The organism is Microbacterium sp. PRC9 (assembly GCF_031844125.1).
GTDB lineage: Bacteria > Actinomycetota > Actinomycetes > Actinomycetales > Microbacteriaceae > Microbacterium.
Genome location: NZ_JAUZUR010000001.1, coordinates 603,880 through 630,688, shown reverse-complemented (window position 1 = coordinate 630,688; position 26,809 = coordinate 603,880). Strand labels below are relative to the sequence as shown.

Below are 26,809 nucleotides of genomic sequence, written 5' to 3'. Positions count from 1 at the left end.
TCCCTCGACTCGACGGACGAGCGCCCCCGCAGGAGCGACGGCATGACCGCCGCCCGGCTCGGCCGGAGCCTTCCGACGACGGTCGCCGTTGCCGATGCGCCTCGCTCGGCGGGAATCCTCCACCTCGGTCTCGGCAGCTTCCACCGTGCGCACCAGGCCGTGTACACGGCCGCTGCGCTCGCCGCAGGAAGCGGCGATGATTGGGGGATCGTGGGAGTCGCGTCGCGATCGCGATCTGTCGTCGACGCGATGCGCGTGCAGGACATGCTCTACGCCGTCGCCGAGATCTCGCCGGCGGGAACCCGACTCGCCGTTCCCGCCGTCCACACCGACGCGTTCGTCGCCGCGGATGAACCCGACCGGGTCGTGCAGGCCATCGCCGATCCGGCGATCCGCATCGTCACGCTCACCGTGACCGAGAACGGCTACAGCTACTCGCCCGCGACCGGCCACCTCGACGTCGCCTCTCCGGTCATCGCGGCCGACCTGCAAGGCGGCAGTCCGGCATCGACGATCGGTCAGCTGGCACGCGGCATCCAGCGGCGGGCCGCGGCATCCGGTGCTCCGCTCACGGTGCTCAGCTGCGACAACCTGGCGGCGAACGGATCGCACACCCGCCGGCTCGTGCAGGAGTTCCTGCAGAGCCTGCCGGGAGCCGAAGGGGCCGAGGCGCTGGCGTTCCTCGACGAGCGCGTGTCGTTCCCGTCGAGCATGGTCGACCGCATCGTCCCCTCGACGACCCCCGAGCTGCGGACCCGCGTGTCCGGGCTGCTGGGTGCGCGCGATGACATCCCCGTCCCCGCGGAGCCCTTCACGATGTGGGCGATCGAGGACGACTTCCGCGCCGGCCGCCCGGCGTGGGAGGCCGGGGGAGCCGTTTTCACCGATGAGGTCGGCAGGTACGAGCAGATGAAGGTGCGGCTGCTCAACGGCACGCACTCGCTCATCGCCTACCTCGGCGCGCTCCGCGGGGTCGAGACCATCCCCGAGGCGATCGGCCTCGCCGACATCGACGCCGCCGCCCGGATCGTCCTCGCGGACGAGTACGCGCCGTCGATCGAGATGCCGTCGGGCGTCGACTTCGACGACTACCAGCGCGAGCTGTTCGAGCGCTGGGGCAACACCGCTCTCGGCCACCGCACGACGCAGGTCGGCACCGATGGATCGGTGAAGCTCCGCCAGCGCATCCCCGAGCCCGCCGTGCGGGCCCTCGAGAACGGGACGATGCCGCACCTGATCGCGCTCACGGTCGCGTCGTACCTGTCGTGCCTCGCCCCGCTTCCGGGCTTCCAGCCGGGTCGGTTCGCCGATGCGATGACGGATGCTGCGCGCCCTCGTCTCGCGGAAGCCGCCGCGGGCGCGCGCAACGGCGAGGGCGTCGCCGACGCCGCGATCGCAGGGCTGCAGCTGTTCGGCGAAGAGCTCGCGGGTCGTCCGGCGTTCATCACCCGCGTCGGCGAGCTCATCGACACGATCACCGGCGGTGGTGTGGAGGCGGCGGTGGCCGACAGCGTGGCCGCCGCGCAGGCCGAAGCATCCGGCATCCGTCACGAGGTCTCGGCATGACCGCGGCACAGCACCCGGAAGGAGGCGCCATGAAGGCGCTCGCGATCCACGGCAAGGAAGACATCCGCTGGGAGGACCGCCCGCTTCCCGAGCCGGGTGACGGCGAGGTGCGCCTGCGCGTCCGGTTCGTCGGCATCTGCGGGTCCGACCTGCACTACTACTTCCACGGCGTCAACGGCGAATACGCGATCAAGGAGCCGCTCATCCCGGGGCACGAGCTGTCGGCAGTCGTCGACCTCGACCCGTCCGGGCGACTCGAGCCCGGAACCCCGGTCACTGTGCATCCCGCCCGCTACGGCGCGCCGGTCCCCGGACTCGAGGACCACCCGCATCTGCGGCCCGGGGGCGACTACTTCGGCAGCGCCGCGACCACGCCGCATCGTCAGGGCGGCGCCGCGGAGTACCTGGTCGTCGAGGACCACATGATCCGCGTACTGCCCGAGGCGCTTCCGCTGGAGCGTGCGGCGCTGGCGGAACCGCTCGCCGTGGCGCTGCACGCCGTGAACCTCGCCGGCGACATCACCGGCACGCGCGTTCTCGTCATCGGCGCGGGTCCGATCGGCCTCCTCGTCGTCGCCGCTGCCGCGCACGCCGGGGCCGCGGTGATCGGCGCGAGCGACGTGCGCACCGAGCCGCTCGACCGCGCCGCAGCCCTGGGGGCGAGCGAGCTGGTGCTCGTCGGCCGCGACACGATCGCCGACGAATCGTACGACGTCGTGTTCGAGTGCTCCGGCGTCGCCGTCTCGCTGACGCAGTCGGTGCGTGCCGCGCGCCGCACCGGAACGATCGTGCAGGTCGGCATGCTCGCGAACGCCGAGATCGGCGTGAACCTGGCGCCGATGCTCGCGAAGGAGCTCACCCTGCGCGGGGCGTTCCGCTTCTCGACCGAGATCGATGACGCCGTGGCGATGCTCGCCGAATCCGACGCGCTCGATGCGGTCGTCTCGCACACGATCGAGGCATCCCGTGCCGTCGAGGCGTTCACGATCGCGCGCGACTCGTCCGCCTCGGCCAAGGTCCTGCTCGAACTCTGACTTCTCATCCCCTGACCGCTCACTCATCTACGAAGGAGTACTCATGAGCACCCCCCAGGTCCCCGGCGTCGACGCACCCGCGCCGCCGCCCACCGTCACCCGTTCGACGGGCGACCTCGTCCGCGCCGCCGTCTCCGGCTGGCTCGGCACCGCGCTGGAGTTCATGGACTTCCAGCTGTACTCGCTGGCCGCTGCCCTGGTCTTCAGCCAGCTGTTCTTCGCCGGCGAGGAGCCCGGCATGGCGGTCGTGCTCGCCATGGCCACCTACGGCGTCGGCTACCTCGCCCGTCCGCTCGGCGCGTGGTACTTCGGGCGCATGGGCGACAAGATCGGCCGCCGCAAGGTCCTCTTCTACACGATCCTGCTGATGGGCCTGGCGACCACGCTCATCGGCTTCCTGCCGACCTACGAGCAGGCCGGCATCATCGCCCCGATCATGCTGGTGCTGCTGCGCCTCGCGCAGGGCTTCGGCGCCGGGGCCGAGATCTCGGGTGCGGGCGTCATGCTCGCCGAGTACGCGCCGGCCAAGCGCCGTGGCATCATCGCGTCGCTCGTCGCGCTCGGCACCAACTGCGGGACGCTCTTCGCCTCCGCGATCTGGGCGATCCTGCTGGCCGTCATGGTCGAAGAGGACGTCCTGGCCTGGGGCTGGCGCATCCCGTTCATCGCCTCCGCCGTGATCATGGTGTTCGCCGTCTGGGTGCGCCTGAACCTCAAGGAGAGCCCGGTCTTCGAGGAGCGCACCGACGTCGTCGACGGTCAGGCGCTGTCGCGCGACGAGATGGTCGACCTCGCGACGCAGACCAACGACATCCGTACGCTCGAGTCGCTGCAGCGCAAGCCGATCAAGGCGACGCTCGTCTCGTTCTTCCTCCGTTTCGGGCAGGCCGGCAACTCGGGTCTCATCCAGACGTACCTGATCTCGTTCATCACGATCACCCTCGCCGTGCAGAAGGGCGTCGGCCCCGAGATCGTCATCGTCTCGTCGCTCATCGGCTTCGGCACGATCCCCTTCGTGGGCTGGCTCGGCGACAAGTTCGGCCGCCGCCGCATGTACATCATCATGACGTCGCTCGCGCTGGTGCTCATCGTGCCGACGATGCTCGCGATCAACACGAAGGAGGTCGCCTGGATCTTCGTCGGCTACGTCGTGATCCACAACGTCGCCGTGCTGGGCCTCGCCTCGATGGAGAACATCGCCATCCCCGAGATCTTCGGTTCGCGCAACCGCTACACGCTCACGGCCATCGTGCGCGAGATCGCGGCGATCATCGCGACCGGCATCGGCCCCGTACTGGCCGCCGCCTGGGTGGCCGCGGCCACGGGCAGCATCATCCCGGTGATCGTGCTCCTCGCGCTGTACACCCTGTCGGCGCTCATCGCGGCGGTCGTCGCGCCCGAGTGGACCGGTCGCGATCTGACCGATCCGCGTCCCGCGATGTAGACCGCCGGGGCACCCGATCCCAACCCTGGTGCGGCCGCCGTCCGCGGCGGCCGCACCGACACTTCCTAGGAGACACAGATGGCGATCGAGAACGTCACCGTCAACATCACCAGCCCCGGTCGCAACTTCGTGACGCTCAAGATCGTGACCTCCGACGGCATCGTCGGGTGGGGCGACGCCACCCTGAACGGTCGCGAGCTGTCGGTCGCGTCGTACCTCGCAGACCACGTCGCCTCGATGCTCATCGGGCGCGACGAGGATCGCATCGAGGACACCTGGCAGTACCTCTACCGGGGTCCGTACTGGCGCCGGGGACCCGTCACGATGGCGGCGATCGCCGCGGTCGACATGGCCCTGTGGGACATCAAGGCGAAGAAGGCCGGGATGCCGCTGTACCAGCTCCTCGGCGGCGCCAGCCGCTCGGGCATCCGCGTCTACGCCCACGCCTCGGGCACCGACTACCAGGCTCTCGCGAACGCGATCACCGGGTACGAGGAGCTCGGCTTCACCGCCGTGCGCGTGCAGACGGGGGTGCCGGGCCTCGGCCAGATCTACGGCGTCTCGTCGGCGGGCCCGGGCGTCCGCTACGACTACGAGCCCGCCAAGCGCGCCGCCGACGGCCGGCCGAGCGAGGAGACGTGGGACACCCGCACGTACCTCGCGCACATGCCCGACGTGTTCGCCAAGATCCGCGAGGACTTCGGCACGGGCCTGCGCATCCTGCACGACGGCCACCACCGGATGTCGCCCATCGAGGCCGCGCGGTTCGCCAAGGAGATCGAGCCCTACGACCTCTTCTGGCTCGAGGACTGCACGCCGGGGGAGGACCAGTCGGCGCTGCGCCTGGTGCGCCAGCACTCCACGACGCCGCTCGCGATCGGCGAGGTCTTCAACACCGTGTTCGATTACCAGACGCTCATCACCGAGCGGCTCATCGACTACGTGCGCTCGGCGGTCACGCACACCGGCGGCATCACGGCGATGAAGAAGCTGCTGGACTTCGCGGCGATCTACGGCGTCAAGTCGGGCATCCACGGCCCCACCGACATCTCGCCCGTCGGCATGGCAGCGGCACTGCACCTCGACCTCGCGATCCACAACTTCGGGATCCAGGAGTACATGCCCCACAACGAGCAGACGCTCGAGGTGTTCCGGACGTCGTTCACGTTCGACCGCGGGTTCCTGCACCCGGGCGAAGCGCCCGGCCTCGGGGTCGAGCTCGACGAGGACGCCGCCGCGGCGTTCGAGTACACGAAGGCCTACCTCCCGGTGAACCGCCTGCTCGACGGGACCGTCCATGACTGGTGAGGCCGCGCGCGGCCGCCTCGCACTCCCGGCACGCACGGTCGAGTCCCGGGTCGTCGTCGTCGCACGAGCTCAGCGGGCAGAGGACTACGACGCTGTTCTCGACGTGCTGCTCGAGGCCGGCATCCGCAGTGTCGAGCTGACCCTCACCACGCCGGGAACGTTCGACCGACTTCCCGAGCTGATCGAGCGCTACGGTGATGCCGTCGACCTCGGTGTCGGTACGGTCACCGACGGAGATCAGCTCGCTCGGGCGATCGACGCCGGCGCCCACTATGCGGTCACTCCCATCACCTCGCCGGCACTCGTCGCCCAGGCGACCGATGCCGGTGTGCCCATCATCCCCGGCGGCCTCACCCCGACCGAGCTCTTCGCGTCCTGGTCGGCCGGCGCGTCGGCCGTGAAGGTCTTCCCGGCGGGTGTGGTCGGGCCGTCGTATCTCAAGGATCTGCGGGGGCCGTTCCCCGACATCGTCGCGGTGCCGTCGGGCGGCATCGACCTCGATTCGGCCGGCGCCTGGCTCGCGGCCGGCGCCGTCGCGGTGAGCGTCGGCGGACCGCTGCTGGGCGACGCCTTCCGCGGCGGCGACCTCCGGGCTCTGCGGGATCGCGCTGCCGCGTTCGTCGCCGCTGCCGTGCCGGAAGCGGCCTGATGGCTGACGCCCGCGACCCCCGCGTCGTCACCCTCGGCGAGACGATGGCGCTCATGCGCGCGACCGAGATCGGGTCACTCAGGCACGTGCCCGCGGTGGCGCTGGGCATCGGCGGCGCAGAGAGCAACGTCGCCATCGGCCTGCGTCGGCTGGGCGTCGACTCGTCGTGGCTCGGCCGCGTCGGCGACGACTCGCTGGGCGAGCGCGTGGCGCGCGAGATCCGCGCGGAGGGGGTCGACGTCCGCGCTGTGGTCGATCGAGGGGCCCCGACGGGGCTGATGGTGAAAGAACGCCCGGACGCAGCATCCACTGCCGTCTTCTACTATCGCGCGGGTTCCGCAGGATCCCGGGTGGCGCCGGGGGACGTGCCCGCCGGATGGATCGAAGAGGCCGACCTGCTGCACGTCTCGGGGATCACTGCCCTGATCTCCGAGTCGGGTCGCGCGACTCTGCACACGGCCATCGACCGCGCTCGCGCCGCCGGCGTGCGCGTGAGCTTCGATGTCAACTACCGGTCGGCCCTCGCGGACCCGGATGCTGCGGGGCCGATGCTGCGCGCGCTCGCAGAACGGGCCGACGTCGTGTTCGGCGGCGCCGAGGAACTGGTGCTGATGTTCCCCGAGGACGATCCGCACGCGGCCGCGCGGCGGCTGCTCGATACGGGGTGCTCGCAGGTCGTTCTGAAGCTCGGAGCCGATGGCGCGACGGTGTTCCAGCCCGGAACCGTCGTCGAGGGTCGAGGCTTCCGCATCGACGCCGTCGACACCGTCGGCGCCGGGGACGCGTTCGTCGCCGGCTACCTGAGCGGCATGCTCGCCGGCCTCGAGGTCGCCGACGCCCTCGGTCGCGCGAACACGTGCGGCGCGATGGCGTGCCTGACGCCGGGGGACTGGGAAGCCGGACCCTCGCTGCGCGATGTCGAGGCTTTCCAGCGCGGCGACGCGGATCCCGTGCGCCGCTGAGCGACCCACTCCTCGCTGCGCGGGCGTCGGGTGTACTGTCACCGAGATGAGCCAGTCGCGCCTGCCGAAGAAGATCTACGAACGCGAATTGCGGCGCCTGCAGGCGCAGCTCGTCGACATGCAGGCCTGGGTTCAGGCATCCGGTGCGCGGGTCGTCGTGATCTTCGAGGGACGGGATGCCGCGGGCAAAGGCTCGACCATCAAGCGGGTCGGCGAGTACCTGAACCCGCGGGTCACCCGTACCGTCGCCCTGCCGACGCCGACGGAGCGGGAGAAGACCCAGTGGTACTTCCAGCGCTACGTGCCGTACCTGCCGGCGGCGGGCGAGATCGTCCTCATGGACCGGTCCTGGTACAACCGCGCCGGCGTCGAGCACGTGATGGGCTACTGCACGAATGCGGAGTACCACCGCTTCCTCCACCAGGCGCCGATCTTCGAGCGCATGCTGGTAGAGGACGGGGTCATCCTCCTCAAGTACTGGTTCAGCGTCTCTCCGGATGAGCAGGAGGCGAGATTCCGCTCGCGGGCCGACGACCCGATGCGGCGCTGGAAGCTCAGCCCGAACGACGTGCTCTCGATCACCCGCTGGGAGGACTACTCCCGCGCGAAAGACACGATGTTCGTGCACACCGACATCCCCGAGGCGCCGTGGTTCGAGGTGCCGTCGGTCGACAAGCGCCGCAGCCGGATCAACATGATCTCCCACCTGCTGGCGAGCATCCCCTATGAGCTCGTCCCGCGGGAGGAGGTCGCGATTCCGGTCCGCCCCGGCTCCCGGGGATACGAGCGCCCGCCCCGCAACCTCGAGAACTACGTCCCCGATGTCGCCGCCGAGATGGAGCGCGCGGCTCACAGCGACGACTGAGCGGGTCAGAGACGGAGCACCCCTCCGCGCCGACCCGTCGTCCTCGGCGCCGGTCCGCCTCGAAGTCATTGTTGGATAGCGTTATCTAGTCACGCTCGCCCGTGTGAGAGGAAGTCGATGCCGAAGCCCGCGAAGCCCCCCACCCTCACCGACGTGGCACGCCTGGCCGGTGTGTCGGTGCCGGCGGCGTCGCGTGCGCTCAACGGCGGGGTGCGCGGCAAGAAGAGCGGGTCGCCGGAGCTCCGCGAGCGCGTCGAAGAGGCCGCCCGCACGCTCGGCTATGCCGTAAGCCCGGCGGCTCAGGCCATCAAGGGCGGCCGGGCGCGCACGGTGGCGTTCATCGTGGCCGACATCGACGACTTCGGCTCGGCGACCATGATCTCGGGCATCATGCACGCCGCCGAGGAGCGCGGGATCTCGGTCGCCGTGCGCACGACGCGCGACGACCCGATGCGCGAGCTCGACCTCTTGATGCAGCTGCGCGGCGAGCGCCATCTCGCGGTGGTGATGGCGACGAGCCGGACGACGGATGCAGCGCGCGAGGCGTCGGTGAAAGAGCAGCTCACGGTGCTGCAGGACCACGGAGCGAAGATCGTCGTGATCGGCGACAACGAGCTCGGCTTCCCGACCGTGACCGTCGACAACCGGCACGCCGCCCGCCTGCTGGCCGAAGGGCTGGTGGGTGCGGGGCGCCGGCGGTTCGCACTCGTGTCCGGTCCCGCCGGCCAGATCACGGCGCTCGAGCGCGTCGGCGGCTTCGTGGAAGGCCTCGCGCACCGGGGCGTCGCCGTGGACGAGCGCGACATCGTGCACACCGAGTTCTCCCGGGACGGCGGCCACCGTGCGGTGGACCAGCTGCGAGACCGGCTCGGCGAGATCGACGTCATCGCGGCCATGAGCGACGCGATGGCAGTCGGTGTGATCGCCCGCCTGCGCGAGTTCGGCGTCTCGGTTCCCGTGGACATCGAGGTGACCGGATTCGACCACGTCCCCATGCTGGGGGATGTCCTGCCGGGCTTCAGCACGGTCGAGGTGCCGCTCGAGCAGTTCGGCGAAGCGGCGCTCGCCCTGGTGCTGGACGAGCACGCCGACGGGGTCGACACGGTCGGTCTGAGCGGCACGCCGATCATCCATGGCGAGGCGATCGCAGCCTTCGATCGCTGAGGCCGGCGTGTGTGCCGCGGCGCTCCAGCAGGCGTAAGGAAAGCGTCTTCCTGAAGGAGTGGCAAACGTTGTCCACTTTGCGGTACTCTCTCGATGACGGAATCATTCCGGCACGAATCAAGGGAGATCACATGCACGACGCAACGACGCGGGCAGGGGCGCAGCGGCGCCGTTCTGCCTGGCTCGCGGGCGCAGCGGGTGTCGCCGTCGCGGCTCTCGCGCTCACCGGCTGCACCAGCTCGGGAGGCGACGGCGATGACGCCGGCACCGCTCCGAAGACCACCATCCGCTTCCTCTACGCAACCGGCGACGAGACCTGGAACTCGGTCGTCGACGCAGTGGTCGAAGCCTTCAACGAGCAGAGCGAGACGACGACCGTTCAGCTCGACCCGCTCCCGGCGGGAAGCGACTATGCGACAGCGCTGAAGACGATGGATGCCACGGGCAACTGGCCGGCGGTCGTCGACATGCGGGACACGCTCACGTACATCAATGCCGGCAAGCTCGCGCCGATCCCCGAGTCGGTCACCGAGCTCATCGAGCCGGAGGCGGTCGGATCGGCCGAAGACGGCAACGTCTACACCGTGCCGTACAGCGCGCTCAACGGCGAGATCGGCCTGAACATCGTCTACAACAAGGACTACTTCGAAGAGAACGACCTCGAGGTCCCCGAGACGTACGACGACTTCACGGACCTCCTCGCGGACATCAAGGCCAACGGCGACGAGCCGCTGGCCACCGCGGCGGCCGAGGTCTGGCCCAGCGACCAGCTGTGGAAGCAGCTCGCCTCGCCGTACTTCGCCGAGTGGGGCGACGAGGGTGGGTTCTGGACGGCTGCTCAGAACGGCGATGCCACGATCGAAGACCTGCGCGAGCCTCTGCAGGAGCTCCTCGACATCACGAACGAGTACGTCCTCGAGGGCTGGCAGTCCACCGCGGACGCGCAGACCACGACGCTGCTGGTGAACGACATGGCTGTGATGGCGACGTCGTCCGCCGGCATCGGGCGCCTGAACGACATCAACAAGGTCGATCAGGACTTCAACGCCGGCCTGTTCATCGTCCCGGGTGAGGACGGCTCGATCAATGTGCTGAAGAACGCCGTCAACGGCGACACCGCCGGTGGCCTGGCCATCTCGTCGCAGGCCGCGGAGGACGACGACCAGTACGCATCGGCGACCGAGTTCCTCGAGTTCTTCTACCAGGTCGACACCGCCAACCTCATGGAGGCGAACGGCTGGCTCGCACCGAACATCGTCGCGGCCGACGAGATCGAGCGGAACACCTCGATCCCCGGCGCCGAGGACTACTTCGCCTTGCTCGAGAGCCCGAACCTCGTCTGGTACGAGAACGTCTCCGACCTCTCGACGTTCAGCGCTTTCAACACCTTCTTCCGCCAGGCGCGGATCGAGATGCAGGACGGGCAGTCGTCGATCGACGACACCATCGCCAAGGTGCAGGCCGAGTTCGACAAGACGGTCGCCGCAGGCTGATCCACACCGGATGTCGCGGTGCCCGGGTCCGCCCGGGCACCGCGACCGGGAGCCGAGGAGGTCTCCATGACAGATCAAAGTGCCTCGCAAGGGCAGACCCAGGTCGTCGGCGCCGCCGTCCGCCTCAGCGGCGGAGGTCCGCTCGACGGAGCGCCGGAGGGTGCCCCCGACGACGTGTCGTTCGTGCCGGTCGGGCCCGAACGCGAGCAGCGCCGCACGCGGCGGTTCCGCTCCGCGCGGTGGGTCATGCTGGGCTTCGTCGCTCCGGCGCTCGTCATCTACCTGCTCATGGTGATCGTGCCGTCGATCCAGTCCCTCCAGCTGAGCTTCACGAACTGGGACGGCATCAGCCCCGACTACGAGTACGTCGGCGTCCGGAACTACGAAGAGATCCTGACGAGCGGGCGGTTCTGGAACGCGGTCAAGAACACGTTGATCCTGGGGCTCGGCTCGGCCGTCATCATCAACGCGATCTCGCTCGGTGTCGCGCTCATGCTCGACAAAGTCGGTCGCTGGCAGGGCTTCTTCCGCACCGCCGTCTATCTGCCGGCGCTGGTGAGCGGCTTCATCCTCGCGACCGTGTGGAAGTACCTCCTCAACTTCAACTTCGGCGCGGTGAACACGTTCCTCCGCGACGCCGGCTTCCCCGAGTGGGCTCGCGACTGGCTGGGCGACAGCTCGATCGTGGTGGGCGTCATCCTCTTCATCACGTGCTTCACGCTCGGCGGCAACACGACGCTCATCTACCTCGCGAATCTGCAGTCCGTGCCGCAGGAGCTCACCGAGGCGGCGCGCATCGACGGAGCCAACAGCCGCCAGGTGTTCCGGCACGTCACGTGGCCGATGCTGGCCGGAGCCGTCACCGTCAACATGACCCTCGCGATGATCGCGGGCTGGACCATCTTCGATCAGGTCATGGTCCTCACCGCCGGCGGGCCAGGGTTCGTCAGCGAGACCATGGCGTTCTTCATCTACAAGGTCGGGTTCGGCGAGTATCGCGCCGGCTTCGGCAGCGCCGCCGCCATCGTGCTGTTCCTCGTCGTCATCGTCAGCACCGTCGCGGCGAACGCCTACATGCGCAAGAGGGAGATCCAGGCATGAGCACTGAAACGGAACTGCTCGTCGCCCCCGCGCGGAAGCCGCGCCGGCAGAAGGCCACGCCGAAGAAGCTCACCGCGGGCCAGATCGCCGTCATGGCCGTGCTCGCCGTGCTCGTCCTGATCGTGGCGAGCCCCGTGATCTACGCGTTCCTGAACTCGTTCCGGTCGTACGCCGAGATCACGGTGGACCCGATGGGCCTGCCCACCCAGTTCACGCTCGACAACTACATTCAGCTGTTCCAGCAGACCGACTACGGCGAGGCGCTCCTCAACACCCTCATCATCACCGTCGCCACCGTCGTGCTCCTGGTCGCGATCGTGCCCATGGCCGCCTACGGCATCGAACGGGTCGGCGGACGCACCTCGCGGTTCCTGTACATCCTGTTCATCGCGGGTCTGATGATCCCGTTCCAGGTGCGCATGATCCCGCTCGTGAAGGGCTTCGACGAGGTCGGGCTGTACAGCACGCTCACGAGCGTCATCCTGGTCCACCTCGGCGGGGCGGCGAGCTTCGGCATCCTGCTGTACTGCAGCTTCATCAAGGGCATCCCGATCGAGGTGGAGGAGGCGGCGCACGTCGACGGCGCCGGCCGTCTGCGGACGTTCTGGTCGATCGTCTTCCCGATGCTGCTTCCGGTGACCTCGGCGTTCGTGATCATTCAGGCGCTCGGTCTGTGGAACGACTTCTTCATCCCGTTGGTGTTCCTCGACTCGTCGTCGGCCGGCACGATCAACGTCGCCATCAACCGGATGGTGGGCCTGCTCACGTCGCAATGGCAGCTGATCTACACCGGCGCGATCCTCGCCATCATCCCCTCGGTCGCGATCTTCGCGGCGTTCCAGCGCTACTTCATCAAGGGCATGTCGGTGGGGGCGGTGAAGGGATGACCGTATCGCACACGTCGTCGCGGACGGCCGGCGTCGGTGCGCGGATGCGGGCGATCCTCGCACTCGACGGCCCCGTTGCCGGGATGGCGCTCACGGTCTTCCAGTACTTCGTGGTGTCGGTGTCGTTCCTCGCATGCCTCGGCCCGGCGCTCGCGTTCGCGGCGCTGGTCGGCTGGCAGTCGACGCACCTGGCCATCTGGCTCGGCGCAGCCTCCCTCCTGCCTCTCGTGCCCGCCACGTACGCGCTGCTGCGGAGCACGCGACGCCTGCTCGCCGAACGTGGCGAGGCGCGGGCCGGCCGTCTGTTCTGGAGATCGTTCGCGAGCGGATGCCGCACCCTGGCGTGGGCCGCGATCGCAGCGAGTGCGGTGGTGCTGCTGCTCGCGTACGACTTCGCGCTGTTCGGCGGGTCCGACGCGATGCTGCTGTTCGTCGCGGCCTCCGCTGCAGCATCCCTCGCCTTCTTCATCGCGGTGTCGCTCGCTGCCGAGGTGAGAGACGAACACGGCGCTGTCGCACTGGCGACCGCGGCGGCCAAGGTCATCGCCCGGCGGCCGCACATCGTCCTCAGCTGGCTGCTGCTGACCGGCCTCGGCATCGCGGCGCTCGCGCTGCCGGTCGTCGGACCTCCGCTCGCTCTGTTCCTTCCCGCGCTTCTGGGCGTCGGCATCCACATCTGCAATGACGCGCTGCGTCTTCCCCTGATCGACGAGACGAGACACACTCCGTGACTGACGCCGCCTCCTCCACCATCGCCTCGGTCCTCGCCGCGGACCGGGAGTCCGTGCCCACCGGCTTCCGCGCCCGGGTCGGCGCGTTCGAGCTGCGCTGGTCGGCCGACGCACCGGCTTCGCTGAGCGTTCCGACGTCGACACACGCGGGCCGCCCGGGTGTCGGGCTCGTCCAGGTGTTCACCGCCGTCGAGCAGCGCGCCCGCACGAGTCAGGCGTATTGGCGATCGGCGCTGGGCGAGCGTCTGCGTGTCCAGGGCTCGGAGGTCACGACCGACGCGGAGGCATCGCGGGCCGTCGTCGTGCAGACGGATGCGGTCAGCGGGATCGAGGTTCGCACCACGGTCACCGCCCCGATGGGGGCGAGCGCCGTACGCGTCGAGCACGAGGTGCGCAACGGCGGGCGCGACACGGTCGTGCTGACCGCGGTGTCGTCGGCGACGATCGGTTTCGGCCGTTCGCAGGACGACCTCGACGACGTCGTGTGGGGCACGGCGGCGAGTGAGTGGCTCGCCGAGAACCGCTGGCGCGAGACATCGCTTCGGACGCTGCTTCCCGACATCTCGCTGCCGTTCCACGGGCAGGATGCGCGCGGCCACGCGGCGATCACCAGCCACGGCGCCTGGTCCAGCGGTGAGCATGTGCCGTGCGGGTACCTCACCCGCGGAGACGGTGAGGCTCTGGCATGGCAGATCGAGACGAGCGCCGGGTGGCATGCCGATCTCAGCCAGACGCGCGACGGGGGAGTGCTGTCGCTGCTCGGCCCGACCGACCTCGAGCACCAGTTCGCACACGAGCTCCTGCCGGGCGAGACCTTCACCGTCGTACCCGTCGCGATCACGGCGTCGCCCGCCGGACGCGACGGTGCGATCGCCGAGCTGACCCGGTACCGACGGTGGCTGCGTGGCCCCGCGCGTGACCAGGCCCTCCCGGTCGTCTACAACGACTTCATGAACACGCTCATGGGACAGCCGACGACCGAGCAGCTCCTGCCGCTGATCCGGCGCGCGGCCGACGCGGGTGTCGAGGTCTTCTGCATCGACGCGGGCTGGTTCGCCGACCCTGCCATCGGTGACTGGTGGACGACGGTCGGCGAGTGGCGCGAGGCGTCCAGCCGGTTCGCCGAGGGGGGCCTGCGCCGCGTGATCGACGAGATCCGGGCGCTCGGCATGGAGGCAGGACTCTGGCTCGAGCCGGAGGTGGTCGGCATCGACAGCCCGGCCGCGGCGCAGCTGCCCGACGAGGCGTTCTTCCAGCGGTTCGGCCGACGGGTGCAGGAGGATCGCCGCTACCACCTCGACTTCCGGCATCCGTCCGCTCGTGGCCATCTCGACGCGACGGTCGATCATCTCGTCGCCGAGTACGGCATCAGCTATCTCAAGCTGGACTACAACATCAATCCCGGTGCCGGCACCGACCATCACGCGACGACCGCAGCGGACGGCCTGCTGGCGCATACCCGCGCGTTCCGCGACTGGCTGGAGCGCGTTCAGCAGCGGCATCCCTCGCTGCGCCTCGAGAATTGCAGTTCGGGGGCGATGCGCGCCGACTACGCGCTGCTCGCGGTGACGCACCTGCAGTCGACCAGCGACCAGCAGGACTTCCGGCTCTACCCGCCGGTTGCCGCGTCCGCGCCGATGTCGATCCTTCCCGAGCAGTGCGGCAACTGGGCGTACCCGGCGCGGGGCATGAGCGACGAGGAGACGGTGTTCACGCTCGTCAGCGGACTGAGCGGGCGACTGTACCTGTCGGGCTTCCTCGACGAGCTGCGACCTGAGCAGAGGGCGCGCATCGCCGAGGCGGTGGCGCTGCACAAGGTTCTCCGCGAGCAACTCGTCGACGCGGTGCCGTTCTGGCCTCTGGGGCTGCCCGCGTGGGACGCTCCGACCATATGCCTCGGGCTGCATACGACGGAAAGTGACCTGCTGTTCGTCTGGGATCGGAATGCCGCGCCCGCCGCGATCGAGCTTCCCGGCGTGCACGGGGAGGTCGATGTGCTCTTCCCCGCCGGCGAATCGGTGAACGGTCGCGAATGGCGGCTGCAGCTCGCCGAAGGCGGCCTGTCACTGGCGACGCCGGCGGGGCTCGGCGCGCGCGTGCTTCGGGTGCGCCGTGGCTGAGCCTGCGGTGATCCGGCCCGGCCGCACGTTCACCGACGACCGTGGACGCACCGCGCAGCTGCACGGCATCGGTCTGCGGCGCGTCGGCGACCGCTGGTACGCGTGGGGTGAGGACAAGACGGCCGGCGACCGGTTCACGGCCGTCGCGTGCTACTCCTCGCCCGACGTGGCCACGTGGACGTTCGCGGGCGACGCTCTCACCGCCGGCGCCGGCGACATCGGCGCGGACCGCATCGTCGAGCGCCCGAAGGTGCTGCAGCGGCCCGACGGACGGTGGGTGATGCTCCTGCACGTCGACACCGGCGACTACGCGTACGCCCGGGTGGGATACGCGATCGCCGATCGCCCGGAGGGGCCGTACGAGTACGTACGCAGCGAGCGGCCTCTCGGCAACCTCAGCCGCGACATCGGCGTGTTCCAGGAGGACGGCGTCGGCTACCTGCTGTCGGAGGACCGCGATCACGGCCTTCACATCTACCGCCTGCGCGAGGACCATCTCGGTGTCGACAGCATCGTGGCGACGCTGCGGCAGCAGGCGAACCCTGCCGTCGGCTACGAGTCGCCGACCCTCGTGCACCACGACGGCCGGTACTGGCTCTTCGGTTCCGACCTCACCGGGTGGAGCATGAACGACAACATGTACACGAGCGCAGCGCGCCTGTCGGGGCCGTGGGAGGACTGGCGCCCCATCGCGCCTCCCGGCACGAACACCTTCGAGTCCCAGGTGAGTGTCGTCGTCCCGGTCGGCGACGGGTTCGTCTACGTCGGCGACCGCTGGACGCCCGACGACCTCGCGGAGTCCGCCGCGGTCTGGCTCCCGTTTCGCATCGACGACGGGCAGGTGCGCCTCGAGTGGCGCGACGCCTGGAGCATCGAGGAGCTGGGAGCATGAAGGCCGCGCTGCTGATGGACCCCACCTTGGTGCCGTTCGTCTTCGGCGAGCAGGAGACGCGGCGCCTGGCCGGGATCCTCGACATCGACATGACGGATGCCGCGACCTCCCTCGACGAGCTTCGCGACGCCGCTTACATCGAGCTGCTCCTCACCGGCTGGGGCGTGGTGCGCCTCGGCCGAGAGCAGCTCGACGCGCTGCCGGCGCTGCGCGCCATCGTGCACTGGGGCGGCGGGATCGGATTCCTGGACGAGGCGGCATCGGCGCGCGGCATCCCTGTCTCCACCGCCCGTGCTGCCAACGCGATCCCCGTGGCGGAGTTCACCCAGGCGATGATCACGCTCGCCGCCAAGGATGTGTTCTGGCTCTCGCGCCGCTACAGCGCCGAGCAGCAGTTCATCCCCCGTGAGGTGGCCGCCCCTCGGTCCGGCCTGTATCGCACCACGGTCGGGATCGTCGGCGCTTCGGCGATCGGCACGCTCGTGATCGAGAAACTCGCCGCGAGCGACGTGACCGTGCTGCTGTACGACCCGTATGCCACGCCGGCGACCGCAGCGGCGCTCGGCGTCGAGCTCGTCGACGACCTCGCGGAGCTCGCGCGGCGCAGCGACATCCTCTCGATCCACGCCCCCGAGGCGCCCGCGACCATCGGGATGATCTCGCGCGATGTGCTCGCGGCGCTGCGCGACGGCGCCACGGTGATCAACACCGCGCGGGGCGCGCTCATCGACCAGGACGCGCTGGTCGCCGAACTGCAGGCCGGCCGGCTGCGGGCGGTGCTCGACGTGACCGAGCCTGAGGTGCTCGAGCCTGGGCACCCGTTGTACTCGCTGCCCAACGTGTTCCTCACGCCCCACCTGGCCGGCTCGATGGGCGTCGAGCTGCGACGCCTCGGCGAGGCGGCGACCGCCGAGGTCGAACGGTTCGTCGCGGGCGAGCCGTTCGCCCACCCCGCACCCCCGTCCTGAGTCGTCTCGCGAGGAGCACCCGGTCATGGCCGTGATCCACAACCCCGTGCTGCGGGGATTCAACCCCGACCCGTCGATCCTCCGTGTGGGCGACGATTACTACATCGCGACGAGCACGTTCGAGTTCCACCCTGCCGTCCGCCTGCACCACTCGACCGATCTCGCCACCTGGTCCACGATCGGGCACGCGCTCGACGACGGCTTCGACCTGCGGGGCATCCCCGATTCCGGCGGAGTGTGGGCGCCGAGCCTGTCGTACGCCGAGGGGAAGTTCTGGCTCGCCTACTCGATCGTCCGGACGATGGACGGCGACGACAAGGACATCGACAACTACCTCGTGACCGCCGATGCCGTGACGGGGCCGTGGAGCGCGCCGGTCCATCTCGGCTCTCGCGGCTTCGACTTCTCGTTCTTCCACGACCCCGACGGCACTCACTGGATCGTCGGTGTGCAATGGGACCAGCGCCCCGAGCACCCGTCGTTCTCGGGGCTCGTCCTCGAGCAGTACCTGCCCGACGAGCGCCGCACGACGGGCGACGCCACCGTGATCCACCGCGAAGACGGACTCGTCGAGGGACCCAACCTGTATCGCCTCGGCGACTGGTACTACCTGCTCATCGCGGCGGGCGGCACCGGCTGGAACCACGGCATCACGCTCGCACGCTCGCGCGATCTGCTCGGGCCGTACGAGCGCGACGCGCGCGAGGCCGTGCTGACGACGAGAGATGCGCCGGGGCATCCGCTGCAGAAGGCCGGTCACGGTGAACTCGTGCAGACTCCGGAGGGCGACTGGCTGCTCGTGCACCTGGCGAGCCGCCCGACGCTGCACCTCGGCGAGCGTTACAGCACGCTCGGGCGCGAAACGTGCCTGCAGCGCGTCGAGTTCGACGCCGACGGCTGGCTGCGGCTCGCCGACGGCGGGCATCACGCGGCGGTCGAGGTGGTGCTCGGCTCCCCACCGGACGATGGTCTGGATGCCTCTCCCGGCGCTCGCGAGTGGGTCGACGAGTTCGACGGGACCGCGCTCGACTCGCGACGCTGGACGACCCTGCGCGCGCCGCTGCCGCACGACGTGGCGGACCTCGCGGTGCGCCCCGGATGGCTGAGGCTGCGGGGCGGGCACTCCACCGCATCTGTGTTCGATCAGTCCATGCTCCTCACCCGCGTCGAGGAGCACCGCGCCGAGTTCGAGTTCGTCATCGACGCCGAGCCCCGCTCGCCGCGGGAGGCTGCTGGGCCCATCGCCTGGTACGACAGGTCGGGCTGGATCTGGCTGCAGGTCACGCACGATCGGGACAACGGCCGCCACCTGCGGGTCGTGCGGCGCGATGGCTCGACCACGACGCGATCGGCTGCTGTGGCGGTGCCGGACGGCGCGCTGAGGCTGCGGACCGTGCTGGACGGGCCGGAACTCCGATTCGCCTGGGCCGGTATCGGGGAGGAGTGGACGGCCGTTCCCGGCGTGCATCCGGCGTGGACGCTGTCGGACGACCACGGCCCGCGCCTGCGGTTCACGGGACTCTTCCTCGGCGTACGCGCCGATGACCTCGACGGGCGCGGCTGGACCGCCGACATCGCGTCCGTGCGCCTGCGCTTCACACCGTGAATCGCTCCTGATCAGGGGTTGACGCGACCCCGTCTTTGTGGCATTCGTTAAGTGGCAAACGCTATCCATCCACCCGCGTCGTCATCTCGTACGGCGCAGAAACAGAAGAGAGATCGATGAAGATCGCACGACGACGTCGTTTCCACCAGGTGGTCGGGGCCTTCACAGCAGGGCTGCTGGTGCTCGGCGGAGCCCTCGTGGCCGCTCAGCCGGCAGCCGCGCACGCGGCGCCACCACCACCCGAGATCGTCCGCACCGTCAGCGACGCCGGGTTCTCTCACCCGGGCCTCGGCTTCACCGCGGACCACCTCGAGAACATGCGCACGCAGGTGCTCGCCGGGGTCGACCCGTGGGCGAGCTACTACGAGGCGATGTCGCAGACCCGGTACGCGGCGCGCGACTTCCGGGCGGAGAACGCCCAGCCCGGTACCGACACCCCGAAGAACGACGCGTACGCGAGCGCGGGCATGCGCTCCAGCGCGCTGCGCGACAGCCTGGGGGCGATGGCCCAGGCGCTCGAGTACGTGGTGACCGGCGACGAGCAGTACCGGGCCAACGCGCTCCATGTGCTGCGCACCTGGAGCAGCCTCGACCCGGCGAAGTACGCGTACTTCGCCGACGCCCACATCCACACCGGCGTGCCGCTGTACTACATGCTGATCGCGGCGGAGGTGCTGCGGGGCACCGAGCCGGTGAGCGACTCGCTCGGCGGGTACGACCTGCGGTGGACCGCCCAGGACCAGCAGCGCATCGAGGACAACCTTGTGCACCCGGTGCTCGACACGTTCCTGTACTCCCCGAACCGGCTGTGGAACCAGCATCTGTACGGCGTGATCGGCATGGTCGCCGCGGCGATCTTCCTCGACGACGCCGATCTGTACGCCGAGCGCGTCGAGTGGTTCACGGTCAACGCGGGCTACCAGAGCGAGCACGACCTGTATGGCGGAGACGTCAACGGGGCGCTCGCCTCGATCTTCCGAGAGGTCCCCGCAGACGCCCCCGGCAACACCACCGGGCAGTCCTTCGTCCAGCACATGGAGATGCTGCGTGACCAGGCCCACGGTCAGGGCGACGTGGATCTGCTCGTCGCCCTCGCGCGCCTCGTCGACAACCAGGGCACGACGCTCGACCCCGTGGCCGGCACCGTCTCGGACGCCGCGGACGCGGTCTCGCCGTACCGGTTCCTCGACAACCGCATCCTCGCGGGCGCCGACACGTTCGATGCCTTCATGATGGGCGAAGAGGTGCCGTACATCCCCGCGAACGAGGGCGGCGCGATCTCGCAGGCGTATCGCGGCCGGCTGCAGGATCCGCTGAGTGAGGCGTATCTGCAGTACCGCTACGTCGCCGGCGTCGACGTGGAGACCGAGGCGCCCCACGTCGCCGAACTCTACGAGCACCGCGATGGGCCGCTGTACTACTACGGCTCGGGAGTTCAGAACTTCTGGAACGACCGTGGCTCGGACTACACCGGCGCCGAGTACTGGGTGGCGTTCCCGCCGCAGCTCGCCGAGGTGGAGGGCGCGGCCGCGCCACTGGCACCGAGCGCGGAGCTGTCGGTGGGAACCTTCGGCAAGGCGCTGGGTGCGGGAGCGCACGCCGACGCGGATGCCGACGGCACCGCCTTCGTGAGGCTCGACGCCGCCGCAGCCGACGCCCAGGTGGCCGTCCGGCGCGCGGTGTGGTCGGATCGCAGCAAGACCGCTCTCGTCGGGATCCGCGTGCGCAGCGACGGCGTGGCGCGCCTCGAGCTCGCACGCACGGGCGGCGAGGCGCCGTTCGCCGAGGTGGTCGTCCCCGATACCGGCGGGCAGTGGCGCTCCGTGTGGGTCGATCTGCACCTCGACAAGACGCCGGGCGCCGTCGGCGACAACATCGTCTTCGTGAAGGCGACCGGCGGCGACGGTTCGGTCGATGTCGCGGGTGTGCTCGCGCAGGCGAACGGCGTGCTGACCCCGCCGATCTTCGAGGACGCGCCGGCGGTCGACGTCATGGCAGTGGCAGGCGAGCCGTGGACGCGCTCCTTCGCGACGACCGACGCGTCCGGAGGCGAGACCCGCATCGAGCTGCAGAACGCCCCGGCGGGTGCGTCGATCTCCGGGAACACGGCCAGCTGGACGCCCGCGCGTTCGGGGAGCGCGCAGCTGGTGCTCGTCGCGTCCGACGACGCGGCGGTCACGGCACTTCCGGTGGCGGTGACCGTCGCCCCGAACCGCGCCTCCGCGATCGGCAAGCTGCTCGACCGCATCGAGGGAACGCGCGAGCTCTACACCGCCGCATCCTGGCAGCGGGTGGAAGAGCTGCACGCGCAGGCGAAGAAGGCGCGCAAGACCGCGGATTCGGCGACCTTCGCCACCCTGCTCCAGCAGCTGGGGGACGCGGTCGAGGGGCTCGAGGTGCTCAGCCCGCGCCTGGCGGACGGCACGCTCGACTTCTCGGGCATCGTCAGCGCACCGGGACTCACGTCGGCGCAGGTGCGTGCGCTCGTGGACGGCGACAACCAGACGTCCTGGGGCGACCAGCGCGTGGCGGGGATCGTCTTCGACTTCGGCCCGGGCTTCCGGGTCACGTCGTCGGCGTTCGGATTCCAGGCGCGAGACACCTTCCCCAACCGGGCAGAGGGCACGAACGTGTACGGCTCCGATGACGGAGCGACCTGGACGCTGCTCACCGAGCGTCCCAATGCGGGACAGGATGCCGCGATCGAATGGATTCCCGTGCGCGCGGACCTGCGCGACCAGCGGTTCCGGTTCCTCAAGTTCCAGGTCGACGAGCCGGGTGTGCCGTCCGACCCTGCGTACCCGGGCATCTGGAGCATCGCCGACATCCGGATCGACGGCGTGCGCAGCGAGGCGACCGGTGCCATGGACACCGTCTCGCTCCGGTCGCCGGACGGCGTGGCCGGCCGGGTCGTGCCCGGCGACCGCGTCGAAGTGCGGATGACGGGGCCGGCGGGCAACACCGACGTGGCGGTCACCGTGCTGGGCGAACCGGCCGAGGTGACGTCGCCGGCGGCGGGCGAATGGGTCGCGACGGCGGTGATCCCCTCGAGTGCACCGGCCGGCGGGTCGGTCACGTTCGACATCCGCTTCACCACGCCGGACGGCAGGTCGGCGGATGCGATCGCCGCGACGTCGGACGGGTCCAAGCTCTTCCTCTCGACCGACGCCGGGCTGGTGGACGACGCATTCCGCGCCGCGCGGGTGCTCCGCCCGGACGGCGTAGTCGACACAGCGTGGACCCAGTACACCGCGAAGATGTTCGACGGCGACGCGGCGACCCACTCCGACACCCGTCTGAACTCCGGCACGTATGGCAACGTGTGGGACCTCGGCGCGGACCAGCGCGTCACGCTGACCGGCGCCGAGATCCTCGTCCGGCAGGACGGATACGGCACGTCCCGCATCGCGGACATGCGGCTGGAAGGCTCGAACGACCTCCAGTCGTGGACCCGTCTCACGCCGGGGGCGCCCGCGAAGACGCTCGAATGGCAGCGGTGGGCGGTGCAGGGCGCCACCGGGTACCGGTATGTCCGCATCGTCAACGGCCAGATCCTCGGCGTCGCCGAGCTGCACCTGTTCGGGAGCGTGAGCCCCGCGCAGTGAGCCATCGACGGGTGGGGGCCGTGTCTCGTGCGGGGCTCCCACCCGTTGCCGGGTGTTACATCTCCCGACGCGAGCGACGCGAACGCCACCGCGCCGATCACCTCTGGGCGCGTCCGAGCGTGACCGCGACCGGGTCGCCGAGCGAGCCGTCCGGCAGTGTCGTCTGGTAGGTCATGGTCACGGTGGCGAACCCCAGGGTGATCTGCACGGCGGGTTCCTCGCCCGCGAACGCGGTGGTCGCCGAGGTCACGACGGCGTCCTGCAGGCGCATCGTGAAGTAGTCGCCGATCATGCCCACGCGTCGTGCCGACAGCAGCGCTTCCGGCAGACGGATGCTGCGGGCACAGGCATCGAAGAGGCGCGGGGTCGCAGCATCCCATCGCAGCGAGACCGCGATATCGGTGAGCGTCGGCTTGCCGACACGACCTCTGCCCGCGCCGCCGCCGGCCGGAGCGGAGTTCGACACCGCCCAGCTCCAGCTGAGGACCTCGATGGCGCCCGGGTGCCGGTCGTCGACGACCTCGCCGGGGATCGACGAGATGGTGAGGAACTGCTCATCGGCCATCGCACACGCTCCCCGCCGGTATCCGCGCTTGCCCCGCATCGCGCGGTCGCTCGCGCGACCACCTCACAGATACTCCCGGCAAGCCGCCCCCGCAAGAGGGTCGGCGGTCAGCCCTCGGCGGGTTCCGAGCTGTTCGTCTGCTGAGCCGCCTCGAACCGGTCGATGAGGATCGGGATGCCCGTGTGGTGCCACCACGACGGCAGCACGTTGCCGGCCGACATGCCGTGACCGGGATCGAACTCGGGCACGTGGATGGGGTCATCGGTGTGAGCGAGAGGAGCGCCGATGATCCCTTCCGCTGCCTGGACGACCATCTGGCGAAGCTCGAACCACGTGGACGGCAGGGGAGTCGCGGCGAACTCCGCGCGGAGGGCGAGCCACAGGTAGGCGTCGCCCCGCATGCCCATCTGTGCGGGCGCCCGTTCGAACAGCCGGCCGACCGAGCCCGGCTCCGTCGGCGGTGGGAATCGGCGATACACCTGTGGCTGGACCCGCCGATGCGTGTCTTCGCTGAACGAGACCAGTACGACCTCTTCGACGCGGGTCGGGGTCTTCGCGATCGTGCTGACCGCCGCATCGATGGCGTCGTTGAGCGGCCACGCGTACACCCCCGCGCTGATGAGGGGGAAGCCGACGCTGCGGGCGCCGATCTCGTCGGCGACCTCCAGCGCTCGTCGGTAGCAGGACTCGAGGAGCTCCCGGTCCCGCTCACCGGCGGCGTAGTTGGGGCCGACCGTGTGGATCACCCAGGTCGCCGGGAGGTCGCCGGCCGTGGTCCATCCGGCGTCCCCCGTGCGGAGTCCATTCGGGAACCGGGCGATGCAGTCATCGAGGACGGCGCGACCGCCCGCGCGGTGGATCGCGCCGTCGACCCCGCCGCCGCCCCGCATCGCGTTGTTCGCGGCGTTCACGATCGCATCGACGCGCTGCCGGGTGATGTCGCCATGAACGGCGGTGACCGTGACCATGTGCCCAGTCTCGCGCTTCAGGGCGGATTCAGGCGCGGCGGGCCAGACTGGACCCGATGCGGATTCTGGTGGTGGATGACGAGGTGCGCCTGGCCGACGGCATCCGTCGGGGGCTCGAGGCCGAGGGTTTCGGCGTGGATGTCGCGCACAACGGCGTGGACGGATTGTGGCGGGCACGCGAGACGACGTACGACGCCATCGTGCTCGACCTGATGATGCCGGGAATGAGCGGCTGGAAGGTCTGCGAGGCGCTGCGTGCCGAGGAGAACTGGACGCCCGTGCTCATGCTCACGGCCAAGGACGGGGAGTGGGACCAGGTCGAGGCGCTCGAGACCGGGGCCGACGACTACGTCACCAAGCCGTTCTCGTTCGCCGTGCTCGTCGCGCGGCTGCGTGCGCTGATCCGCCGCGGCGGGATCGAGCGGCCGACCGTGCTCGAAGCGGGGGACCTTCGGCTCGACCCCGGAGCGCGAAAGGTCTGGCGCGGCGACACCGAGATCGTCCTCACGTCGCGGGAGTTCTCGGTGCTCGAGCACCTCATCCGCCATCGCGGGCAGGTCCTTTCGAAGCGCGACCTCATCGCCGGTGTGTGGAACGACGACTTCGAGGGAGACCCGAACATCGTCGAGGTGTACGTCGGGCATCTGCGGCGCAAGGTCGACCGGCCATTCGGGCGCGACGCGATCGAGACCGTCCGCGGTGCGGGCTACCGTCTGGCGGCCGACGGTGGCTGAGCCGCGGCGCCGCTCGCTGCGCAGGCGCATCACCGCTTCCGCGACCGCGGTGGTCGCCGCAGCGCTGGTCATCGGGGCACTGGCCTTCTACGGCATCCTGTCGGTCAGCATCCAAGACGCCACCGCCCGCGCGGCCGAGTCACGCGCCGAGCAGCTCGCCGCCCGGATCGAGGCCGAGGGCGCTTCGGCGGTGGCTGAGCTCGACGACGACATCGTGCAGGTGCTCGACGACGAGGGGCGTGTCGTCGCCGCGTCCGAGGAGGCCGACAGCGGCGACCTGCCGCACGCGGAGGGGACCGTCATCTACGATGACGAGCCGATGCTGGTCGTGCGCGAAGATCTGGACGACGGCACGCTCCTCCTCGCGGTGCCGGTGGAGGACGACCAGCAGACGCTCGCGACCGTGGCGATGCTGCTGGCGTTCGCCGTCGTCGCCGTGGTCGCGCTGGTCGCGGGGATCACCTGGTGGGTCGTCGGCCGCGCCCTGCGACCGGTCTCGCGCATCCGTGCGGAGGTCGACGACATCACGGCCGACCGGCTCGACCGACGGGTCGTCGTTCCGCCGTCGGGCGATGAGATCGCCGCGCTGGCGAGCACGATGAATCGCATGCTGGACCGATTGGATGCTGCCGCCACCGCGCAGCGCCGATTCGTGTCCGACGCCTCCCACGAGCTTCGTTCGCCGCTGGCGACGATCCGCCAGCACGCCGAGCTGGCACAGCTGCATCCCGAGGCGACGTCCGTCGACGACTTCGCCGGGGTGGTCCACGACGAGGGGCTCAGAATGCAGGAGCTCGTCGACGCGCTGCTGCTGCTGGCGCGACTCGACGAGCGGGCGGCGCTGCAGCGGGACGAGGTCGATCTGGACGACCTCGCGCTCGCCGAGGTGAAGCGGCTGCGCACCGGCGGCGTCGCGGTGGATGCGTCCGGCGTCCATGCCGCCCGGGTGCGCGGCGATGCCCGTCTGCTCGGCCGGCTCCTGCGCAATCTCGCCGACAATGCCGCCCGTCACGCGCGAAGCGCGATCGCGATCGGCGTGATCGAGCGCGATGGGCAGGTGCTGCTGACGGTCGACGATGACGGCGCGGGCATTCCGGGGGAGGAGCGCGAGCGCATCTTCGAGCGGTTCGTGCGGCTCGACGAGGCGCGTGCGCGCGATGCCGGCGGCAGCGGGCTGGGGCTCGCGATCGTGCGTGCGATCGCGAGCGCCGAGGGCGGCAGCGTGCGCGTCGAGGACTCGCCGCTGGGGGGCGCGCGGTTCGCCGTCGCGTTGCCGGCGTCACCCTGAACGCCGCTTCAGGATGCTTCAGGTCTGCTTCAGCGACCGCTCGGCACCATCGAAGCATGGATGACAAGAACAGCACCCCCGAGACTTCCCCCGCTGCAGCGCAGCCCGCCGACGATCGTCAGCCCGAGGTGCTCGCGGCCGCTCCGGCCCCGGCTCCCGCCGGTCCGGCGGACGCGACCACGGGATCCGCGCACGCCGCTCCCGCCCCGAAGCGCAGCCGCACACGCGGCTGGCTGATCGGCGGCGGCGCGGTGCTGGCCGCCGCGATCCTCGCCGGCGGCGGCATCGCCCTGGGCGCGGAGATGGCCGATGAGGCCGGCGACCTCGCCGCATCGGCGTCGTCCGACTCGAGCGACGACGACTCGCGTGACACCGACGACTCGAGCGACGACACCGCCGGCAGCACCGGCGGTGATGTGTCGAACCTGGGCACCGACTCCGCCGACGACCTGGTCGCGATGATCGACGCCGCATCCGCCGCCGGCGAGGGCGAGCCCACGTCGATCGATCTGAAGCGCGACGGCAGCGCCGAGGTGACGCTCGAGGCCGCGGACGGCTCCGAGACCGAGGTGCGCGTCGACGCCGGCGGGGAGGCATCCATCGTCTCCACGGAGTCCGCCGACGACGACGGCGCCCCGCAGTACGTGCTCGACGCCGACTCGATCGCCGCGATCGTGGACGCGGCGCTCGCCGAGGCCGACGGCCGCATCGTCGAGATCGAGGCCGACGACGACAGCACGTCGCCCTGGGATGTCACGGTCCTGACCGCTGCAGGAGACTTCGTCGAGCTCGATCTGGACGCCCAGTTCGCGGTGGTCGCGACGGGGACCGACAGCGACGACTGAGCGCGGATGGACAC

General features: G+C 70.1%; 22 protein-coding genes. 20 read left to right on the top strand and 2 right to left on the bottom strand.

Features of this window, described 5'->3' with window-relative positions; translation table 11 throughout:
* Nucleotides 1–42 precede the first annotated feature (42 nt).
* The 17 genes from Q9R33_RS02710 (at nucleotide 43) to Q9R33_RS02630 (ending at nucleotide 22,395) form a co-directional block, all read left to right on the top strand.
* Nucleotides 43–1,566: a mannitol dehydrogenase family protein gene (locus tag Q9R33_RS02710; RefSeq protein WP_056371066.1), complete on the top strand. Its 1,524-nt coding sequence runs from the start codon at nucleotides 43–45 to the stop codon at nucleotides 1,564–1,566.
* A gap of 29 nt (nucleotides 1,567–1,595) precedes the next feature.
* Nucleotides 1,596–2,600, top strand: coding sequence for an L-idonate 5-dehydrogenase (locus tag Q9R33_RS02705; RefSeq protein WP_311292785.1), 1,005 nt, complete (start codon nucleotides 1,596–1,598; stop codon nucleotides 2,598–2,600).
* Between the two features lie 43 nt (nucleotides 2,601–2,643).
* On the top strand, nucleotides 2,644–4,044 hold the full coding sequence (locus Q9R33_RS02700; RefSeq protein WP_056371063.1) for an MFS transporter: 1,401 nt from the start codon (nucleotides 2,644–2,646) through the stop codon (nucleotides 4,042–4,044).
* A gap of 78 nt (nucleotides 4,045–4,122) precedes the next feature.
* The gene (gene manD, locus Q9R33_RS02695) at nucleotides 4,123–5,352 is read left to right on the top strand and encodes a D-mannonate dehydratase ManD (protein ID WP_311292784.1); all 1,230 of its coding nucleotides are present in this window, start codon (nucleotides 4,123–4,125) and stop codon (nucleotides 5,350–5,352) included.
* Nucleotides 5,342–6,001, top strand: a complete 660-nt coding sequence (locus Q9R33_RS02690) for a bifunctional 4-hydroxy-2-oxoglutarate aldolase/2-dehydro-3-deoxy-phosphogluconate aldolase (RefSeq protein WP_056371058.1) — start codon at nucleotides 5,342–5,344, stop codon at nucleotides 5,999–6,001. The genes manD and Q9R33_RS02690 overlap by 11 nt, the downstream gene beginning before the upstream one ends.
* Complete coding sequence (locus Q9R33_RS02685) at nucleotides 6,001–6,963, top strand: sugar kinase (RefSeq protein WP_311292783.1); 963 nt, start codon at nucleotides 6,001–6,003, stop codon at nucleotides 6,961–6,963. Before Q9R33_RS02690 ends, Q9R33_RS02685 begins: the two co-directional genes overlap by 1 nt.
* A gap of 46 nt (nucleotides 6,964–7,009) precedes the next feature.
* Entirely contained in the window at nucleotides 7,010–7,828 is an 819-nt protein-coding gene (gene ppk2 / locus Q9R33_RS02680) for a polyphosphate kinase 2 (protein WP_311292782.1), read from the top strand.
* Nucleotides 7,829–7,945: 117 nt separating this feature from the next.
* Nucleotides 7,946–8,992 carry a LacI family DNA-binding transcriptional regulator gene (locus Q9R33_RS02675; RefSeq protein ID WP_311292781.1) on the top strand — a complete coding sequence of 349 codons (1,047 nt, stop codon included), beginning with the start codon at nucleotides 7,946–7,948 and terminating at the stop codon, nucleotides 8,990–8,992.
* A gap of 131 nt (nucleotides 8,993–9,123) precedes the next feature.
* On the top strand, nucleotides 9,124–10,485 hold the full coding sequence (locus tag Q9R33_RS02670; protein ID WP_056371052.1) for an ABC transporter substrate-binding protein: 1,362 nt from the start codon (nucleotides 9,124–9,126) through the stop codon (nucleotides 10,483–10,485).
* A gap of 66 nt (nucleotides 10,486–10,551) precedes the next feature.
* Nucleotides 10,552–11,586 (top strand): carbohydrate ABC transporter permease, encoded by a 1,035-nt coding sequence (locus Q9R33_RS02665; RefSeq protein ID WP_056371050.1) that lies wholly within the window; start codon nucleotides 10,552–10,554, stop codon nucleotides 11,584–11,586.
* Complete coding sequence (locus Q9R33_RS02660) at nucleotides 11,583–12,473, top strand: carbohydrate ABC transporter permease (protein ID WP_235560266.1); 891 nt, start codon at nucleotides 11,583–11,585, stop codon at nucleotides 12,471–12,473. The genes Q9R33_RS02665 and Q9R33_RS02660 overlap by 4 nt, the downstream gene beginning before the upstream one ends.
* Nucleotides 12,470–13,204, top strand: a complete 735-nt coding sequence (locus Q9R33_RS02655) for a hypothetical protein (protein WP_311292780.1) — start codon at nucleotides 12,470–12,472, stop codon at nucleotides 13,202–13,204. The genes Q9R33_RS02660 and Q9R33_RS02655 overlap by 4 nt, the downstream gene beginning before the upstream one ends.
* Nucleotides 13,201–15,324: an alpha-galactosidase gene (locus Q9R33_RS02650; protein WP_311292779.1), complete on the top strand. Its 2,124-nt coding sequence runs from the start codon at nucleotides 13,201–13,203 to the stop codon at nucleotides 15,322–15,324. The genes Q9R33_RS02655 and Q9R33_RS02650 overlap by 4 nt, the downstream gene beginning before the upstream one ends.
* Nucleotides 15,317–16,216: a family 43 glycosylhydrolase gene (locus tag Q9R33_RS02645; RefSeq protein ID WP_311292778.1), complete on the top strand. Its 900-nt coding sequence runs from the start codon at nucleotides 15,317–15,319 to the stop codon at nucleotides 16,214–16,216. Before Q9R33_RS02650 ends, Q9R33_RS02645 begins: the two co-directional genes overlap by 8 nt.
* Entirely contained in the window at nucleotides 16,213–17,184 is a 972-nt protein-coding gene (locus Q9R33_RS02640) for a hydroxyacid dehydrogenase (protein WP_311292777.1), read from the top strand. Before Q9R33_RS02645 ends, Q9R33_RS02640 begins: the two co-directional genes overlap by 4 nt.
* A 25-nt stretch (nucleotides 17,185–17,209) precedes the next feature.
* A complete protein-coding gene (locus Q9R33_RS02635; RefSeq protein ID WP_311292776.1) occupies nucleotides 17,210–18,790 on the top strand; it encodes a glycoside hydrolase family 43 protein in 1,581 nt (526 codons plus the stop codon).
* Nucleotides 18,791–18,906: 116 nt separating this feature from the next.
* Entirely contained in the window at nucleotides 18,907–22,395 is a 3,489-nt protein-coding gene (locus tag Q9R33_RS02630) for an alginate lyase family protein (protein WP_311292775.1), read from the top strand.
* A gap of 97 nt (nucleotides 22,396–22,492) precedes the next feature.
* Here the strand turns inward: Q9R33_RS02630 and Q9R33_RS02625 are convergent, their stop codons facing one another.
* Together Q9R33_RS02625 and Q9R33_RS02620 are read right to left on the bottom strand one after the other, a co-directional pair.
* Nucleotides 22,493–22,960 (bottom strand): type VI secretion system tube protein Hcp, encoded by a 468-nt coding sequence (locus Q9R33_RS02625; protein ID WP_311292773.1) that lies wholly within the window; start codon nucleotides 22,958–22,960, stop codon nucleotides 22,493–22,495.
* A 107-nt stretch (nucleotides 22,961–23,067) separates the two neighbouring features.
* Complete coding sequence (locus Q9R33_RS02620) at nucleotides 23,068–23,928, bottom strand: O-acetyl-ADP-ribose deacetylase (RefSeq protein ID WP_311292772.1); 861 nt, start codon at nucleotides 23,926–23,928, stop codon at nucleotides 23,068–23,070.
* Nucleotides 23,929–23,984: 56 nt separating this feature from the next.
* Between Q9R33_RS02620 and Q9R33_RS02615 the strand changes: the two genes are divergently transcribed.
* From Q9R33_RS02615 to Q9R33_RS02605, 3 genes are read left to right on the top strand one after another with little or no spacing between them, the layout of a single operon-like run.
* Nucleotides 23,985–24,662, top strand: a complete 678-nt coding sequence (locus Q9R33_RS02615) for a response regulator transcription factor (protein WP_311292771.1) — start codon at nucleotides 23,985–23,987, stop codon at nucleotides 24,660–24,662.
* A complete protein-coding gene (locus Q9R33_RS02610; protein ID WP_311292770.1) occupies nucleotides 24,655–25,950 on the top strand; it encodes a HAMP domain-containing sensor histidine kinase in 1,296 nt (431 codons plus the stop codon). Before Q9R33_RS02615 ends, Q9R33_RS02610 begins: the two co-directional genes overlap by 8 nt.
* 56 nt (nucleotides 25,951–26,006) lie before the next feature.
* Nucleotides 26,007–26,795 carry a hypothetical protein gene (locus tag Q9R33_RS02605; protein ID WP_311292769.1) on the top strand — a complete coding sequence of 263 codons (789 nt, stop codon included), beginning with the start codon at nucleotides 26,007–26,009 and terminating at the stop codon, nucleotides 26,793–26,795.
* Nucleotides 26,796–26,809: the final 14 nt, after the last annotated feature.

What these genes read in the sequence shown, in the direction of transcription:
- Q9R33_RS02665 (WP_056371050.1), top strand. Translation starts at nt 10,552, where the DNA reads ATGACAGATCAAAGTGCCTCGCAAGGGCAGACCCAGGTCGTCGGCGCC.
- manD (WP_311292784.1), top strand. Translation starts at nt 4,123, where the DNA reads ATGGCGATCGAGAACGTCACCGTCAACATCACCAGCCCCGGTCGCAAC.
- Q9R33_RS02640 (WP_311292777.1), top strand. Translation starts at nt 16,213, where the DNA reads ATGAAGGCCGCGCTGCTGATGGACCCCACCTTGGTGCCGTTCGTCTTC.
- Q9R33_RS02625 (WP_311292773.1), bottom strand. Translation starts at nt 22,960, where the DNA reads ATGGCCGATGAGCAGTTCCTCACCATCTCGTCGATCCCCGGCGAGGTC.
- Q9R33_RS02655 (WP_311292780.1), top strand. Translation starts at nt 12,470, where the DNA reads ATGACCGTATCGCACACGTCGTCGCGGACGGCCGGCGTCGGTGCGCGG.
- Q9R33_RS02710 (WP_056371066.1), top strand. Translation starts at nt 43, where the DNA reads ATGACCGCCGCCCGGCTCGGCCGGAGCCTTCCGACGACGGTCGCCGTT.
- Q9R33_RS02635 (WP_311292776.1), top strand. Translation starts at nt 17,210, where the DNA reads ATGGCCGTGATCCACAACCCCGTGCTGCGGGGATTCAACCCCGACCCG.
- Q9R33_RS02685 (WP_311292783.1), top strand. Translation starts at nt 6,001, where the DNA reads ATGGCTGACGCCCGCGACCCCCGCGTCGTCACCCTCGGCGAGACGATG.
- Q9R33_RS02605 (WP_311292769.1), top strand. Translation starts at nt 26,007, where the DNA reads ATGGATGACAAGAACAGCACCCCCGAGACTTCCCCCGCTGCAGCGCAG.
- Q9R33_RS02675 (WP_311292781.1), top strand. Translation starts at nt 7,946, where the DNA reads ATGCCGAAGCCCGCGAAGCCCCCCACCCTCACCGACGTGGCACGCCTG.
- Q9R33_RS02690 (WP_056371058.1), top strand. Translation starts at nt 5,342, where the DNA reads ATGACTGGTGAGGCCGCGCGCGGCCGCCTCGCACTCCCGGCACGCACG.
- Q9R33_RS02700 (WP_056371063.1), top strand. Translation starts at nt 2,644, where the DNA reads ATGAGCACCCCCCAGGTCCCCGGCGTCGACGCACCCGCGCCGCCGCCC.
- Q9R33_RS02615 (WP_311292771.1), top strand. Translation starts at nt 23,985, where the DNA reads ATGCGGATTCTGGTGGTGGATGACGAGGTGCGCCTGGCCGACGGCATC.
- Q9R33_RS02620 (WP_311292772.1), bottom strand. Translation starts at nt 23,928, where the DNA reads ATGGTCACGGTCACCGCCGTTCATGGCGACATCACCCGGCAGCGCGTC.
- Q9R33_RS02705 (WP_311292785.1), top strand. Translation starts at nt 1,596, where the DNA reads ATGAAGGCGCTCGCGATCCACGGCAAGGAAGACATCCGCTGGGAGGAC.
- Q9R33_RS02630 (WP_311292775.1), top strand. Translation starts at nt 18,907, where the DNA reads ATGAAGATCGCACGACGACGTCGTTTCCACCAGGTGGTCGGGGCCTTC.
- Q9R33_RS02660 (WP_235560266.1), top strand. Translation starts at nt 11,583, where the DNA reads ATGAGCACTGAAACGGAACTGCTCGTCGCCCCCGCGCGGAAGCCGCGC.
- Q9R33_RS02670 (WP_056371052.1), top strand. Translation starts at nt 9,124, where the DNA reads ATGCACGACGCAACGACGCGGGCAGGGGCGCAGCGGCGCCGTTCTGCC.
- ppk2 (WP_311292782.1), top strand. Translation starts at nt 7,010, where the DNA reads ATGAGCCAGTCGCGCCTGCCGAAGAAGATCTACGAACGCGAATTGCGG.